This is a genomic window from Sulfolobus sp. E5-1-F, from assembly GCF_009601705.1.
In the GTDB taxonomy this organism is placed as follows: domain Archaea; phylum Thermoproteota; class Thermoprotei_A; order Sulfolobales; family Sulfolobaceae; genus Saccharolobus.
The window spans coordinates 565,774-581,958 of record NZ_CP045687.1; the positions used below are offsets into that span (position 1 = coordinate 565,774).

Annotated in this window: 15 protein-coding genes; 6 read left to right on the forward strand and 9 right to left on the reverse strand. The window is 36.0% G+C overall.

Going from position 1 to position 16,185, the window contains the following annotated elements; genetic code table 11:
• Positions 1 to 228 precede the first annotated feature (228 nt).
• Positions 229 to 993, forward strand: a complete 765-nt coding sequence (locus GFS03_RS03090) for an alpha/beta hydrolase (RefSeq protein ID WP_153422467.1) — start codon at positions 229 to 231, stop codon at positions 991 to 993.
• Positions 994 to 998: 5 nt separating this feature from the next.
• On the forward strand, positions 999 to 2,060 hold the full coding sequence (locus GFS03_RS03095; protein WP_153422468.1) for an alpha/beta hydrolase: 1,062 nt from the start codon (positions 999 to 1,001) through the stop codon (positions 2,058 to 2,060).
• A 5-nt stretch (positions 2,061 to 2,065) separates the two neighbouring features.
• Here GFS03_RS03095 and GFS03_RS03100 read toward each other — a convergent pair whose 3' ends face one another.
• Positions 2,066 to 2,983: an MBL fold metallo-hydrolase gene (locus GFS03_RS03100; protein WP_153422469.1), complete on the reverse strand. Its 918-nt coding sequence runs from the start codon at positions 2,981 to 2,983 to the stop codon at positions 2,066 to 2,068.
• A 44-nt stretch (positions 2,984 to 3,027) separates the two neighbouring features.
• On the opposite strand from GFS03_RS03100, the gene GFS03_RS03105 reads away from it, so the two are divergent.
• Positions 3,028 to 3,981 carry a fumarylacetoacetate hydrolase family protein gene (locus tag GFS03_RS03105; protein WP_153422470.1) on the forward strand — a complete coding sequence of 318 codons (954 nt, stop codon included), beginning with the start codon at positions 3,028 to 3,030 and terminating at the stop codon, positions 3,979 to 3,981.
• Here the strand turns inward: GFS03_RS03105 and GFS03_RS03110 are convergent.
• Positions 3,975 to 4,910, reverse strand: coding sequence for an alpha/beta hydrolase (locus GFS03_RS03110; RefSeq protein WP_153422471.1), 936 nt, complete (start codon positions 4,908 to 4,910; stop codon positions 3,975 to 3,977). The genes GFS03_RS03105 and GFS03_RS03110 overlap by 7 nt on opposite strands.
• Before the next feature lie 34 nt (positions 4,911 to 4,944).
• The gene (locus GFS03_RS03115) at positions 4,945 to 5,889 is read right to left on the reverse strand and encodes a phosphotriesterase family protein (RefSeq protein WP_153422472.1); all 945 of its coding nucleotides are present in this window, start codon (positions 5,887 to 5,889) and stop codon (positions 4,945 to 4,947) included.
• 80 nt (positions 5,890 to 5,969) lie between these two features.
• On the opposite strand from GFS03_RS03115, the gene GFS03_RS03120 reads away from it, so the two are divergent.
• Complete coding sequence (locus GFS03_RS03120; RefSeq protein WP_153422473.1) at positions 5,970 to 7,652, forward strand: long-chain fatty acid--CoA ligase; 1,683 nt, start codon at positions 5,970 to 5,972, stop codon at positions 7,650 to 7,652.
• A gap of 43 nt (positions 7,653 to 7,695) precedes the next feature.
• Here GFS03_RS03120 and GFS03_RS03125 read toward each other — a convergent pair whose 3' ends face one another.
• The gene (locus GFS03_RS03125; protein WP_153422474.1) at positions 7,696 to 8,139 is read right to left on the reverse strand and encodes an SRPBCC domain-containing protein; all 444 of its coding nucleotides are present in this window, start codon (positions 8,137 to 8,139) and stop codon (positions 7,696 to 7,698) included.
• Between the two features lie 2 nt (positions 8,140 to 8,141).
• Entirely contained in the window at positions 8,142 to 9,440 is a 1,299-nt protein-coding gene (locus GFS03_RS03130; protein ID WP_153422475.1) for an FAD-dependent oxidoreductase, read from the reverse strand.
• A gap of 182 nt (positions 9,441 to 9,622) precedes the next feature.
• On the opposite strand from GFS03_RS03130, the gene glpK reads away from it, so the two are divergent.
• On the forward strand, positions 9,623 to 11,122 hold the full coding sequence (glpK, locus tag GFS03_RS03135; protein WP_153422476.1) for a glycerol kinase GlpK: 1,500 nt from the start codon (positions 9,623 to 9,625) through the stop codon (positions 11,120 to 11,122).
• Positions 11,123 to 11,124: 2 nt separating this feature from the next.
• Positions 11,125 to 12,012 carry an MIP/aquaporin family protein gene (locus GFS03_RS03140; protein WP_153422477.1) on the forward strand — a complete coding sequence of 296 codons (888 nt, stop codon included), beginning with the start codon at positions 11,125 to 11,127 and terminating at the stop codon, positions 12,010 to 12,012.
• A gap of 34 nt (positions 12,013 to 12,046) precedes the next feature.
• Here GFS03_RS03140 and GFS03_RS03145 read toward each other — a convergent pair whose 3' ends face one another.
• From GFS03_RS03145 to GFS03_RS03160, 4 genes are read right to left on the reverse strand one after another with little or no spacing between them, the layout of a single operon-like run.
• Positions 12,047 to 13,318: an MFS transporter gene (locus tag GFS03_RS03145; protein WP_153422478.1), complete on the reverse strand. Its 1,272-nt coding sequence runs from the start codon at positions 13,316 to 13,318 to the stop codon at positions 12,047 to 12,049.
• Between the two features lie 50 nt (positions 13,319 to 13,368).
• Positions 13,369 to 14,241, reverse strand: coding sequence for an ABC transporter permease (locus tag GFS03_RS03150; RefSeq protein ID WP_153422479.1), 873 nt, complete (start codon positions 14,239 to 14,241; stop codon positions 13,369 to 13,371).
• Positions 14,238 to 15,239, reverse strand: coding sequence for an ATP-binding cassette domain-containing protein (locus tag GFS03_RS03155; protein ID WP_153422480.1), 1,002 nt, complete (start codon positions 15,237 to 15,239; stop codon positions 14,238 to 14,240). The genes GFS03_RS03150 and GFS03_RS03155 overlap by 4 nt, the downstream gene beginning before the upstream one ends.
• Positions 15,232 to 15,639, reverse strand: coding sequence for a PadR family transcriptional regulator (locus GFS03_RS03160; RefSeq protein WP_153422481.1), 408 nt, complete (start codon positions 15,637 to 15,639; stop codon positions 15,232 to 15,234). Before GFS03_RS03160 ends, GFS03_RS03155 begins: the two co-directional genes overlap by 8 nt.
• Positions 15,640 to 16,185: the final 546 nt, after the last annotated feature.

A 16,185-nucleotide genomic window follows, 5' to 3' on the forward strand; every position in this document is an offset into this window, starting at 1 on the left:
AGCTTCTTAAAATTAGATAGTAAACCATATATGGAGTCAAAAATATAAGGTTAATTAGGTGGAAAAATTCCTCTAGATCCAGAGGTAAGAAAGTTTTTAGACTACTTTTATAAGTATAACGTTTTAGATTTTTCAAAATATTCATTACAAGAAATTAGGGAAAAACTCAATAAGCTTTTAGCAGAGGCAACTCCGAAGGATCCAGTATATAAGATTGAAGATAGGAAAATTAGAGGTTCAGAAACTGAGATACCTATAAGAATATATTATCCAGATGATAAAAAGGCACATCCCATTATTCTCCACTTTCATGGTGGCGCTTGGATTTTAGGCAGTATCGAAACTGAGGATAGTGTGTCTAGAATATTAGCTAATTCTTGTAACTGTATAATTATTTCAGTTGATTACAGACTTGCGCCAGAACATAAGTTTCCCGCAGCCGTAACTGACTGCTTCGATTCGATTAAATGGGCTTATGAGAATGCTGAAAATATAGGTGGAGATAAAAATAGGATTGCAGTTTTCGGGATTAGCGCTGGAGGCAACTTAGCAGCAGTCACATCTATTCTTTCCAGAGATCATGGGATAAAATTAAAGGCACAAGCACTTGTGGTTCCATTCGTATATCTAGATTTAGCCTCTAGATCAATGACTGAATATAGAAAAGGTTATTTCTTGGACATCAATGTACCAATAGATTACGGAGTAAGAATGTACATAAGAGACGAAAGGGATATCCTTAATCCTATGTTCGTCCCCTTAATTGCAGAAAATCTTTCAAATTTACCACAAGCTATAGTTGTGACTGCAGAATTTGATCCCCTAAGAGATCAGGGAGAAGCTTACGCTAAAAGGTTAATGGAATCCGGAGTTTCTACTTTAAGCTTTAGAGTGAATAGTATGGTTCACGCTTTTTTAGGTTCACCTAACGTGAGTAGATTAGTTACAATTATGATCGGTTCTGCGCTAAAGGATATCTTAACAAGGGGTTAACTTGAATGTATGAAGAATGGAAAATTGTAAAAAAGGACTCCCCAATCTTAGGTAACGATGAGCTTGTAGAGAGCATGTGGAGGATAAAGAGGGAGGGTTCGCCATACGATGTTATATCCCTTCATAAGGTAAATTTTGTAGGAGGTGGTAATGATGCTATCTTTATACTGCCTGGTACATGGTCTAGTGGAGAACAATTAGTATCAATAAGTTGGCATGGCGTATATTATACAATACCAGATTATAGAAAATCTATAGTACTTTACCTAGCTAGAAACGGATTTAATGTTTATACAATTGACTATAGAACTCACTATGTTCCCCCATTTCTAAGAGATAGGCAGCTCTCCTTTATGTACAATTGGGGATGGAGTACGTGGATAAACGATATCAAAGAAACAGTTAGTTTTATTAAAAGAAATTCGCAGCAAGAGAAAATATTTTTAGCAGGAGAGAGTTTTGGAGGCGGAGCGGCCCTTAATTACTCCTCTATATATTGGAAGGATGACATTAAAGGGCTAATCCTATTAGATGGAGGTCCCGTTAAGCATGGAATAAGACCAAGATTTTATAATCCTGAAGTAAGTAGTGTTGAGGAAATGGAAGCTAAAGGCATCTACGCTATACCTAGTAGAGGCGGGCCAAATAACCCTATATGGGCTTACGCTTTAGCAAATCCAGATATGCCAAGTCCAGAACCTAAATATAAGACTATAAGTGATTTCTTAATGGATAGTTTATATGTAACTGGCTCAGCGAATCCTTACGATTACCCTTACTCTAAAAAGGAGGACATGTTTCCAATATTAGCCTCTTTCGATCCTTACTGGCCATATAGGTTAAGTCTGGAAAGGGGATTAAAATTCGATTATAAGGGGATACTCGTACCTACTATAGCATTCGTTAGTGAAAGGTTTGGCCTTCAGATCTTTGATAGTGAGAGATTACCTCCGAATAGTGAAGTCATCTTACTGAAAGGATATGGCCATTTGGATGTCTATACTGGGGAAAATAGTGAAAAAGACGTTAACACCTTAGTGTTGAAGTGGTTGTCACAACAACGTTAATTACTTCATCCCCCTCTCTTTTCTCTATATTTAATCATTTCTATCAGTATTTCTTCACTATTTTTTAATTTTGAGGCTGGAGGATCCCCTTTCAACTCACTATATGCCCTAGCTAAATTTCCAACTATTCTCTCCTTACTTATCCACTCCTCATATTTGCCCAAATTTATCTCATAAGCGGCCTTAATAGGATCATCAGTAACCTTCATCAATTTTCTTGCCTCATCTCTCACAAAAATTAAGTAATCCCTTGATTCGTATAAAGCCTTTCTATTATAACTCACCTCACCGTGACCCGGTACATAAACCTCTGCGTCGAGACTAGCTAAGTTCTCTAACGCATTTATATATCCTTGGATATAACCCATTAAAGCAAATGGAGTACAAGGTGGAGAAAAGAGAAGGTCACCAGTAAATACAACCTTTTTGTTGGGAATATACACGTAGATATCACTAGTAGTATGGGCGTAGCCGACGTATACTATTCTAACTTCTTCATCATCACTAATAAATATCCTCATCTCGTCATTAATTACTACTTCTTGAGGAGTGTATTTATATCCTGAAAAATTTATTGTACTAAATAGCTTTTCATAGGGATTAGTCCCTCTTTTCATTCCCTCTACTACTTTCTCCCTGCAATTTTTATGGCAAATAGTTATTGCGTTAGGGAATAAGTGATTAGTCCACAAGTGGTCCTCATGTTCGTGAGTATTTATCAAGTACTTTATTGGCTTATCCGTTACTTTCCTTATTTCAGAAATGAAGTGTTTTGCCATTTTCTCATTTGTTAATGAATCCACTACTACGGCGTAATTTTTACCTATTATTACCCCCGCATTGCTTAAGAACCAATCGCCATTAGGCTGAATGAAAGCGTATACGTTATCACTTATCCTTTCGAACTTATATTGAACTTCCATAGTAATATATATTACCTTTTTTGATTAAATATTTTTTAGAGAGCATGAAACTACTAAGTTTTATTAAGGATAATAGGGTGAGAAGTGGTGTCTTAGTTAACGATGAATATATAGCAGATCTGAATACCTCTTGTTACCTAATGCTGATTGAAAAAGGGGAAGACGAGCAGTTTGTTGAGAGATATTGTAATGCAATAGTCCCCCCAGATATGTTAGGAGTACTTCAAGCTGGGGATCTGGGATTAGAATTTATTAAGAAAATTTTGGAATGGTCAAAGAAAAGAAATGACGTTCTTTACAATATTAAGCAAGTTAAGCTAAAGGCACCCCTATTAAGGGCTAATATGTTAAGGGATTTCCTAGCATTTAAAGGTCACGTTGAGGCTACTTATAAGAGAAGAGGACAGTCGATACCAGAAGAGTGGTTTAAGATACCTATTTATTATAAAGGGGATCCAGCAATATTTTATGGGCATTTAGAAGAAGTACCTTGGCCAAAGTACTCTAATCACGTTGACATAGAGCTAGAAATAGCTGCTATAATATATAAGAAAGGAAAGGATATTGATAGGAGGAATGCTAGAGAGTATATACTAGGTTTTACTATTTTCAATGATTTTAGCGCAAGGGATATTCAAATGGCTGAGATGAAAGGTTTACTAGGTCCTGCAAAGGGTAAAGATTTCGCAAATGGATTGGGACCTTGGATAGTAACTAAAGACGAATTGCCGGATATTAAGGGATTGAGAGTTTACGCCAAGGTCAATGACGAAGTCTGGTGTGATACAAGAGCAGAAGATATGCAATGGAGTTTTGAAGACATGATTGCATATGTGTCTCAAGATGAGTACATTAGATCTGGCGATGTTTTCGGAAGTGGTACTGTAAGTGGATGTACTGGGTTAGATATAGGCAAATCGTTAAAGCCAAATAGCAGTATAGAACTATACGTGGAGAAGATAGGGATTCTGAAAAATATCATAGTAAAAAATCAGTAAAAATTGTTAAACATTTTTCTAATCGATGATGCAATATGATGTATTGCTTCTCTTCCGGTATCTAAATACTCATAGAAGCTCACGAAACCGTGTATCATGCCGTTATATCTTAGGCTTATCGCCTTTACTCCGTTTGCTTTTAGTTTATGAGCATACATTTCACCTTGATCTCTCAAGGGATCATATTCGGCTGTAATTACTAACGCAGGAGGGAGGTTTTGTAGTTCAGCCAATATTGGCGAAGCTAAAGGATTATAATAATCGCTATCGTCTTTAACATATTGCTTATTGTACCATAAAATTCTCTCATAGGTTAGGAAATAACCATCACCATAATTATACATTGAGGGAGACGAGTCTAACATGTTAACTACGGGATATATCATTATTTGATATTTCACAATGTTTTCTTTATTATCTCTATCGAGAATACTAACTACTGCGGATAAATTTCCGCCTGCACTATCTCCCGCGACTGCAATTCTTGACGTATCTATTGATAACTTTCCTCCATTATGAGCTATCCACTTAACTACGTCGTATGCATCATAAACTTGTGTGGGGAATTTGTGTTCTGGAGCTAATCTATAATCAACCGAGACTACTATGGTATTTGATAACTTTGAAATTAGCCTACATATACTATCATGAGTATCTAAATTTCCGTAAACGAAACCTCCTCCATGATAATACACTACAGCGGGGAGGTTTTCCCTTTGGCTTGGAAAATACACTCTTATTTTTATATCCCCATTCCTAACCGGGACAATCATGTCACGAATATTATATAGCTCAACTTTTTCGTTATTGAACATCTTTATAAAGAGATCATTTCTGACTTTTCTGAACTCTTGGGGTGTTAAAGGAGTTGTAGGTAATAGTGAGTTCATTTTAGTTAAGAGGTCTTTAACCTGTGGATCTAGTGGCATGATATGATAAAAAATGTTAAGTTAAAATAAATATTTAGCTGAAGAACTTTTTGGGATTCTCCTTAAATATTATATTTATGACCTCTTCATTAACTCCATTTTTCTTTAAGAACGGTATAGTATCCTCAAATATCAGAGTCATACTCCATCTTGGAGCAAGTTTAGGTTTAAGCTCTGGTTTAGCAGTCCCCCAATCAATTGTGCAACAATAATCGTGTGAGATCATTATTCTATCCGAATAACCATCTTTAATTAGTCTTAAGGTAATTTCATTTCTCTTATCAACTGGTAAGAATAAATCTAAACCATATCTATCTAATCCAACAAAGGATCCCTTATCTGCTATCCTCTTTATATAATTTATATTATCAGTATCGCCTAAATGCCCTATTAATATCTTATGTGGATCAACACCTTCTTCAGTCAGTATTCTTTGTTGCTCTAATCCAGTGTTGTTGTGAGCGTTAGAGTGCGTAATTATGGGAACTTTAGTCTCCTTATGGGCTATAGCAGCTGCTCTTATTACCTTCTCCACATCTTTAGTAATCCCTGGCTCATCTGCAGCTATCTTTATGAAGCCTGCCTTATTAGAAGTACCTTGTATTCCCTCTTTTATATCATGAATGAATAAGTCAGCTATCTCATTAATTGATCTATTTAAGAAATAGAAAGGTAAATCAACATATATGTAAATCCCAGTCCCTGCTACTAAATTTATCCCAGTGGCCTTTACTACCTTCTCCATAAATCTTATATCCCTACCTAATCCCATTACTGTAGGATCTACTATAGTCCTCACTCCAAATCCCATAGCTCTCTTAACTTCGTTTACCGCATTTCTGAACTCTTCTTCTTCATTGTATAAATGGGGCCATTGCATTCTAACTGCTTCGCTAAAGACTCTCAAATGTTCGTGTATGAGCGTAAATCCCATATCCTTAGCTTCTATTGGTTCCTTTCCAACTAAAGGTATTCTCATACAAATAGTTTATTTTTATCCATAATAGATAAGCTTTTCTGTGAATAAAGGTTTATTAGTGTGTATATTTAAATTTTCTTATGAATCAAAGTATACCACTTGATAGACCTTGGTTTAAATATTGGCCACCTAAATTACCTAAGACCTTAGATTACCCAGAGGTTCCCTTATTCAATATTGTAGAAGTCTCCTCGCAGAGATATCCCAATAAGACTGCTATAATATATTACGGTAATAGAATAACGTATAAGGAGTTATGGGAAAGCATAGTTAGATTTTCATCATTTCTATTTAATGAACTTAAAGTTAGAAAAGGGGATAGAATAGCAATATTTATGCCTAACTCAGTACAATGGATCATAGCTTATTTCGGAATCCTTAGGGCTAATGCAATATTGGTTCCAATAAATCCATTATTAGCGGAAGACGAGCTCAACTACATACTTAACGACTCTGGTTCGGTTGGAGTAGTCACTTTATCCTCATATCTTAGTAAGGTAATGAAAGCTAAAGAGAATACTCAAGTTAAATGGGTTATAGCGGGTAGATTTAAGGACTATCTTCCAGAGCAACCAGAAATAAAAGTCCATCCATTAATGCAGAAGGAGCCAGAGTTAAGTAATGACGTAATCCCTTGGAAGGAAACTTTAAGAAACAGTTATACTCCACCACCAGTTGAGGTAAATGCAGAAGATATTGCAGTGCTTCCATACACTTCTGGTACAACTGGATTTCCAAAGGGCTGTATTCATACACATTCAACCATATGGCCTACAGTTTTGGGTTCAGTTATCTGGAATATGCTAACGCCTTCTGCAGTAGTTCTATCATCATTACCCATATTTCATGTAACTGGCTTCGTTCATAGTTTGAATGCTCCATTATATATCGGGAGTACAATGGTTTTACAGTCCATTTGGGATAGAGAAGCAGCGTTAGACGCAATAGAGAAGTATAAAGTTACCCATTGGACTAACATATCCACTATGGTTGTAGATTTGTTAGCAACGCCTGGTATAGAAAAGAGGAACTTGAGTTCCCTAATGTTAATAGGAGGTGGAGGTGCTCCAATGCCAGAGGCTGTCGCCAAGAGGCTTAAGGAGTTAACTGGTTTAGAATATGTAGAGGGTTATGGATTAACTGAAACTATGTCCCAAACTCACGTTAATCCTCCACACAGACCTAAGTTACAGTGTTTAGGGATTCCGCATTTCGGAGTTGATGCTTTAGTAATAGATCCATCAACTGGCGAAGTGCTTCCACCTAATAAAGAAGGGGAAATAGTAGTTAGGTGCCCTAGTTTATTTAAGGGTTATTGGAAAAAGGAGGATGAAACTAGAAAGTCGTTTATAACTGTTAATGGTCAAGAGTATTTCAGAACCGGGGACCTTGGATACATGGATGAAGAAGGGTATTTCTTTATCGTGGATAGGATAAAGAGAATGATAAATAGGGCAGGATATAAAGTATGGCCAACTAAGGTAGAAAACAAATTATATCAACATCCAGCAGTTTTAGAAGCGTGTGTAGTCGCGACACCAGATCCAAGAACCAATGAGGAAGTTAAGGCATATATAGTATTAAAACCAGAATATAGAGGAAAAATAACACCTGATGAAATAAGGGAATGGTGCAAACAACATATGAGTGCTTATGAATATCCCAGGATTATAGAGTTCGTTGATTCATTACCAAAAAGTGGATCTGGAAAAATATTGTGGAGAGTGCTTCAAGAAAAAGAAAAAGGAATTATGAATAAATAGACTAATTAAACTTTTTATTACAATAATGTTAATTATTACGAAATTATGATAATTTTGAGGAGATACAGTTTATAATATGAGTTATATTGGGCTCAGCAATTCTTCTAATGTTTTCCTCTCCTAAAAGTTTAGATAACATTCCAAGATCTACCTTAGCTAGCCAATTCACTCTAGTAATCTCCCCAACTTCCTCTAATGCCATGGTAATATTAAACTTTATTCCAACTCCAGCAGATCTACCATTACCACTTATCTTTATGTTATTCTCTTTTTCGAGGATATTAGCGTTTATTAAGGCAGTTAATGTGCTCATATGGGGTATTTTCATTTGCGACACATCTAGCTTGAAACTAGCTTTAAATGTATTATTTGCTATCTCATAGCTCTGCAAGCCAGGAAGGCACTCAGCGAACTGTTTAGGATTAATTAAAAATTCCTTAACCACGTTTGTCTTTTTCTTTACGTCAAAAATTCCCTTAAAATCCATTTCTATATCCTCCCTTTAGAAATTAGTGATAAAAGGATATATAGTGAACTCAAATACCTTTCCTCATCTAACGATCCTTTCCTATCTAAAATACTCTTCACTACTACTTTAGGTATCCCAATCCTTTCAGCGTAATCTAATAGGTTAATATCAAGAGGACTTATTAGCTTAGTTGTCGCAGTTTTACTCACGCTCTTTATGCCTAGTTTAGAAGAAACTAAATCAGCTACTTTCTCTCCAATTAGTCTTCCAGTTGTAAACTTACCCCCAATTACGGATACTAATCCTCTTAACCCATTTTCTTTTTCATGGTCGATTATTCTGAAATCTCTAGTAGCCTCTCTTGCAGATACTTCACTTTTAATTAAGGGTCTTATGGAGGCATAAGCTCTAACTACCCTCATATTCTTCAGCTTCGGTATTAGGTAAGCTCCCTCACTTACTAACATGTTAATATCTTCATCTGATATAGCGAAGCTATCTATATCTTCGATAATTGTAGCTGTAGTTCCTAGAATGGACGAGTCACCATATGGTACAATTATATCTCCATCAGAGGGTGGTCTTAATCTATTAATAACCATATTATTAACTCTCTGTTCAAATACGACCATAATTCCCGCAGTTGGCATTATTGGCATTTCCTCTAAACCAGCCATCTTTATGATTTTGAATGACCAAGGGCCTGCAGTATTAACTATAAAGTCGGATTTTATCACATTAGTAGTGTTGTTTATTTTGTCGAAAACCTTAACTCCCTTAAGGCTATCGTTTTCCCTTATTAGTTCGACAACCTCATTATATGTTAGAATCTTCGCCCCGTGTAACGATGCAGTAACTGCAACGCTAGCCATTAGATCATAACCATAAACTACTTTGTCCGGAACCCAAATTGCAAGTTTTGTATCTCTGTTAATATAAGGTTCTCTTTGCAATACTTCTTTAACATCTATGACCTTTTCCTCGATCCCAACATTTTTTAACGCTTTTATGAAAGTTTCAGAGAATTCCAAGTCATTGTCAGTAATGCCAAGAAATACTCCACCCGTATCTTTTACTGTGTGAGGAGCTATTTTTGATATTATTTTATTCTCTTGGATACACTCCTTAGCGGACTCGGGATCAGTTACTGCATATCTAGCTCCACTATGAAGAAGCCCGTGAAATTTTCCAGAAGTTCCAGACCCTATATCACCTCTTTCTACCAATGCTACATCTATTCCCCTTAACGCTAAATCTAATGCAGTAAACAAACCGCTTATCCCTCCCCCAATCACTGTAACTGTAGCTCTAATTTCCATAGTAATGAGTTGTGAGGTGAACATTAAAAATTTTGATATTGGTTAACTCCCTAGAAATATATCACTTGTAAATCTTATTTTTAAAAACGTATCTAACAATTAATGCTAATTAGATGGAAATCTAAATGAACTTTCAAGATTAGCTAAAGGAGTTAAATAAAAGTTATACAAATAACTTTCTGATGGCCAATAACTTTATCTTAGCAATAGATGAGGGAACAACAAGTGCTAGAGCAATAATTTATAATCAAGATTTAGAAATAGTAGGAATAGGCCAACGCGAGTTCCCTCAATATTATCCACAGCCGGGGTATGTAGAGCATAATCCAGATGAGATATGGTATGCACAGATGTTAGCTATTAAAGAGGCAATGGAAAAGGCAAAGATTCAAGCTAAACAGATTATTGGAATTGGAGTAACTAATCAAAGGGAAACAACTATATTGTGGGATGTAAAAAGTGGAAAACCAATTTACAATGCAATAGTTTGGCAAGATAGAAGAACATCTAATATAACAGATTGGCTAAAGGCAAATTACTTTAGGATGATAAAGGACAAAACTGGACTAGTCCCTGATCCTTATTTTAGCGGATCTAAAATAAAGTGGATATTAGATAATATCCCTAATGCAAGGGAGAAGGCTGAAAGAGGAGAGATAAAGTTTGGAACTATTGATACATATCTAATATGGAAATTAACTAATGGTAAGGTTCACATAACTGATTACTCAAACGCCTCTAGAACTATGTTATTTAATATAAATAATCTTGAATGGGATAGTGAAATATTAGAACTATTGAAAATTCCGGAGAACATATTACCTGAGGTAAGGCCCTCGAGTGAGATCTATGGTTATAGTGAAGTTTTGGGATCCTCAATTCCAATATCTGGAGATGCTGGGGATCAACAAGCTGCACTATTTGGGCAAGTAGCCTACGAAGTGGGTGAAGTAAAGTCAACGTATGGGACTGGAAGTTTTATCTTAATGAATATAGGTAGTAATCCAATTTTTTCAGAAAATTTATTAACTACTATAGCCTGGGGTCTGGAGGATAAAAAGGTTACATATGCTTTAGAAGGGAGTATATTCATAACTGGCGCAGCAGTACAATGGTTTAGAGATGGGTTAAGGGCAATAGACGTATCGGATGAAATTGAACCACTAGCTGCAAGTGTTCCAGATACTGATGGTGTTTATTTCGTACCTGCATTTGTTGGTCTAGGAGCTCCATATTGGGATCCTTATGCAAGGGGATTGATAATAGGCATTACAAGAGGTACTACGAAGGCTCATATAGCTAGGGCAATACTAGAATCAATTGCATACCAAACTAGAGATGTTATAGAAACAATGGAGAAGGATTCCGCAAGTAAAATAAAAGTACTAAAAGTAGATGGTGGAGCAGCTAAGGACAATTTACTAATGCAATTTCAAGCAGATATTTTAGGGATAAAGGTGATAAGGCCAAAAATAATGGAGACTACTTCTATGGGTGTTGCTATGTTAGCTGGCTTAGCGGTGAATTATTGGAATTCCCTTGATGAATTGAAACAAAAATGGAAGATTGGTAATGAGTTCACTCCAGCTATGGGTGAAAAGGAAAGGGAAAGACGCTACAGGGCGTGGAAGGAAGCTGTGAAGAGATCTATGGGATGGGAAAAATCATTAGGTAGTGAGTAATTATGTCATTAGTCATCATAAAGGATTCTCTATGGAGATATTTCGCTGAGTTTATCGGTACTTTTATTCTTATATTATTCGGAGACGGTGCAGTAGTAGCCTCGTTATTAACTAACACTCCAAGTTATGGATTCATAATGGTCTCATGGGGTTTTGGAGTAGTTTTAGCAATCTACGCTGTTGGTCCAATAAGTTGTGCACATATAAATCCAAATGTGACACTAGCTATGGCTGTAACGAAAAGGATGAAATGGGTTGATGTAATACCGTACATTTTATTCCAAATTTTAGGCGCTGCAGCCGCTGCCGGAGTATTGCTAGCATTTTGGGGAAACATCATTGTGAAAATGGATCCTCCACCGTATTTAGACGCTCAAGTAGCAGCTGCGTTCTTTACACAATACACCAATCCATTCTTCTGGGGTCAGTACTGGCCAAAGTCGTTACTTTTACCCAATACTCCCAATGCCGGTATATTATCCTATCAGATAAATACTGTATTCCCCTTATGGATAGGTGCTTTAGGAGAAGCTTTAATGACATTTCTCTTATTACTAATAGTGCTTGCAGTAACAGATTCGGACTCACCTTATTTTAATCAGTCGTTAGCACCGTGGGCAATAGGAATAGGTTATGTTATGCCATTTCTGCTATTTGAAGCGCAATTAACTGGAGGAATGATAAATGAAGCGAGAAGCTGGGGACCTATGTTAGCGCTTTGGCTTTTTGGATATAAGACTGGTGCGTTCAACTTTAGAGGAGAATATTTCTTCGTTTACGGGATTCCAGATTTTATAGGAGGTATTTTAGGAGCACTTTTCTGGGATTATGCACTAAAACCTTATTTAAGGTTCTTGAAAAAGAATAGTGGAGAAAATAATAAAAAATAAAACTATGCTATTCTCTTTTTTCTTTTTTATATATTTATTTAATCCCCTCCGAGGTAATTTCTAATGGTTTTTTAGCAGTCTCTTTACTCATGAGTGTAGATATTATGAACGCTATCAAACATACAGAACCAAATAGTAATAATGAGTTAAAGAATCCTATCTGTTTCGTTAATATTGGGAAGTAAAATACACCAAGCACTGAACCAACTCTACTAATTGCAGTAGCGAATCCTTGTCCAACCGCTCTTACTGGAGTAGGATATAGTTCGGTTGGATAAAATAGGGTTACTGCACCTGCCCATTGTTCAAAAGCTACGAATAACATGAAATATGGTACTAATATTCCTCCAGTGACCTTATAAACACCACCTAGGTATAATAGTAACGTCATGAAACCTAATCCAACTAGTAATACTACTCTCCTTCCTAATGAGTCAACAAGGGCTTCAGCAATGATATATCCTAAAACAGAAGCTCCTGCGATAGCTAGAGTACCTAGTACTGTTTCATATTTTGATGGGAATGCGAATTCCTCAAGCAAAGCTGGATAATACAAACCAATTCCATAAGCGGCAACGTCAAATAAAAACCAAACACTGGTTACGAAAAGTGTAATTTTTAGTAATTTTCCCTTAAATAAATCTGCTACACCTCTAACTCCCTTATTCTCCATTTCTCTGCTTATCTCCTTAATATTAGCCTTTCCAGAGGAAACTAGCCATCTTGGAGACTCAATTAATCTAAGTCTAAGAAGAATTATTGGTACTGATATCAAACCCCCTATTAGAAAGACATATCTCCAGAAGTAATTTCCAGTTGGTAATAAAAATAACGTTACAATTCCAGAAATTGCAACGCCAATCCAGTACATTGCTACGGACCCAGTCAAATACCTACCTCTGGATCTTGAAGGTGATAGTTCTGACATCAATGTGCTACTTAGTGGATAATCTCCACCTATTCCTACTCCTAATAGCAGTCTAGAAATAAAAAGTTCAACAAAGTTCTGGGAAATTGCAGATAATATACCAAAAACTAAAAAGAAGAAAAGATCAAGCCCCATTATCTTACTCCTACCCATCTTATCTGATAACCATCCAAATAGGATAGAGCCCGGTATCATGCCAATTAATGACGCAGCTAGCAATAAACCATATTGAACAGTTGTTAATGAGAACTCTTTATATATTACAGTGGCAGCGAACGATATGCTGTTTAAATCATAGCCATCCAATAAAAAACCAGCTGAAGTTACTATGAACGTTTTGATTCTTGTTGAAAGTGGTATATTATCGAAGTAGCTCATTACGATTATCTCATAATTTTATAAATAAAAGTGTTTCTACGAGAAAAAGTTCACTTGGAGAGATATTTCCAAGATAGTACTATACCGATAGTAGATAATATTACTGCGAATAATCCTAGATACAGAAAGTCTAGGCCAAGATTTGTGCTTATTCCTAGTAACAATCCTCTCGCAACACCATTGGAATACGTTAATGGATTAATGTAAGCTACCGGCTTTAACCAATACGGCATTGATTTTATTGGATAGAATGCGTTGCTAGTAAAGAGCAATGGTAGGTTTAATAGATTCATTATTGCCATTTGCGACTCCCAACTAGTAGCTCTTAATGCTAGCATTAGGAATAGTGAAGATAAGCCAAAGGACATTAGAAACAACGCAGCGTAAACTCCTAAGAAGTCTAGAGGGCTTATCCCTGGTGCAAAAGTCATTCCCAATAGTACTGCAACAACAAGAACAATTGTAGCTTGAACTAGTGACCTTATTACCGCTGAAAGTACCTTTCCTATTATTATATTCCCTCTAGGGACTGGTGTTGTTAGAATTCTATCTAATACTCCTAATCTCCTATCCCAAACTATTGACATACCACTCTGCATTGATGTAAATAATACAATGAAAGATAGCATTCCAGCAGCCAAGAAAGAGAAGTAATCAGTAGTTCCGAAGGTCTGTTTGAGTATTTCTAAACCTATTTCGTCTAATACTTGCTTTGGTATTGTCAGACCAGGTATGTTAAAGGCGGTCTCTGTGAAAATAGTACCTAGATTCATTGCCTTGCCGAATATTCCTAACCAGAATATTGGCTGTATTAATGAAAGGAGGAGTATTACCGGTGCCTTATACCACTTCTTCAGTTCCCTAGATGCTAAAGTCCACAAACCGTGGAAAACAGAATAGTTATTTCTTTCCTCCTCTATCATGTTCTGGCCCTCCTCATAGTTCTTCTAAACGCAAACATTTCTTGAGCGCTTGCCTCTTCATCTCTTAAGCTCTTTCCAGTAAACTCCATATACACTTCATCCATAGTGGGTTCAGTAATTGACATCCTACTAACCTTAATTCCATTTTTAACTAGAGACTCTAATATCTCAGGTGCTTTCTCTTCACCATTTTTAACCTTAATTCTAATACCATCACTAACTCTTCTTACATCTAAGATTCCATCCTTTGATGAAGAGATTATCTTAATAGCCAATTCATCATTACTGGTTTGAAGTGAGACCACATCTCCACCAACCTTTTCCTTTAACTCCTTAGGGCTTCCTATTGCTAAGATCTTTCCTTTATCAATTATCGCAATTCTATCTCCGTACATATCTGCCTCTTCTAAGTAATGCGTTGTGACGAAAATTGTCATTTTGTATTCCTCCTTGAGTTTCATTATGTATTGCCATATTGCGGCCCTAGTTTGTGCATCTAAACCTAATGTTGGTTCGTCTAAGAACAATATTCTAGGCCTACTTATTAATGACATTGCAATTTCTAATCTCCTCCTCATTCCACCAGAGTATGTCTCCACTTTTCTCTTAGCTGCATAAGTTAACTCAACCATTTCAAGTAACTCCTTAGCTCTCTCCTCTGCTATTCTTTTCGGAATTCCATAAAGTCCCGCCATCATCATCATGTTTTCCCAACCAGTCAAATCCTCATCTGCTGTGTATTCTTGAGGAACTACGCCAATTGATTGTCTAACTAATGCAGGCTGTTTTACTACATCATATCCACTAACCGTCGCAGTACCCTCAGATGGTTTCAATACTGTTGTTAGCATTTTAATTGTAGTTGACTTTCCAGCACCGTTGGGACCTAGAAAACCAAATATTTCTCCCTCATATACTTCGAAGTTGATGTGATCGACTGCGACAAATTTCCCAAATCTCTTAGTCAGATTTATAGCCTTTATCGCAACATTACGCATTTTTAACAACCTCCTCAATTTCCTTTATTGCACTAATGATTCGGTGCTTATATTCGATTAGTTTATTCCTTTCAACTTCTTTAAAGAATTGTGCTAATCCCTCAAGTTCTTGTACAGAATCCTCAATACTATTAATCTGTTTGATAGGTAAAAATTCCTTAATCTCTTCGGTTCCCTTAGCGGTAATCTTGTATTTACCATCTGAAGTTTTCTCTATGACTCCTTCCTCTTCCATTTTATTAAGTAGTGGATATATGGAACCAGGTGAAGGTTTCCAAAATCCCCAAGTCATCTTATTAATATCATCGATTATTTCGATACCTCTTCTAGGGGATTGCCATAGCAACCAAAGTGTCATTAATCTTAATCTCCCTTTCTGTCTAGCTATTAACTCACTCATACTATCAGTTTCGATAGTAATAAATTTAAATTTACCGGATTATCAGTTTCGATAGTAATAGTCATAGACGTTTACGTTTGTCCTAACAATAATTTAAAATATATTATAATTTATTATTTCTTTATTATTTTCTGATTTTAATGTCGTTTAATTCTCATACTAAATAGGAGGGAAGAAATTTCGATCTATAATGTATAGATAATTGCGATTTAATTATAGAACTATCATCGCTAAAAGAGTATAAGTATTACTTTGTGTAAATTTACCTCAAATCCCTTAAACCTTAAATACTAAGATAGATTCTCCTCAAGAAAATTTAAGAATTGTAAATAGTTGAAGCGTAAATAGTATAAATACACCTTATCTTGTATTGTAAAAATTAAACATTATATACTATACGTCATTTTCAAGAAACTACTATATATGAGTTTAATACTGAACTATCCCGATAATAGGGCAGAGAAGGAGGAATGGAGAAAAGTTCCGGGACTTCAGTGAAATCCAAGGGCTGAGGGTTAATATTAAATATTATGAAATTCTATGAAC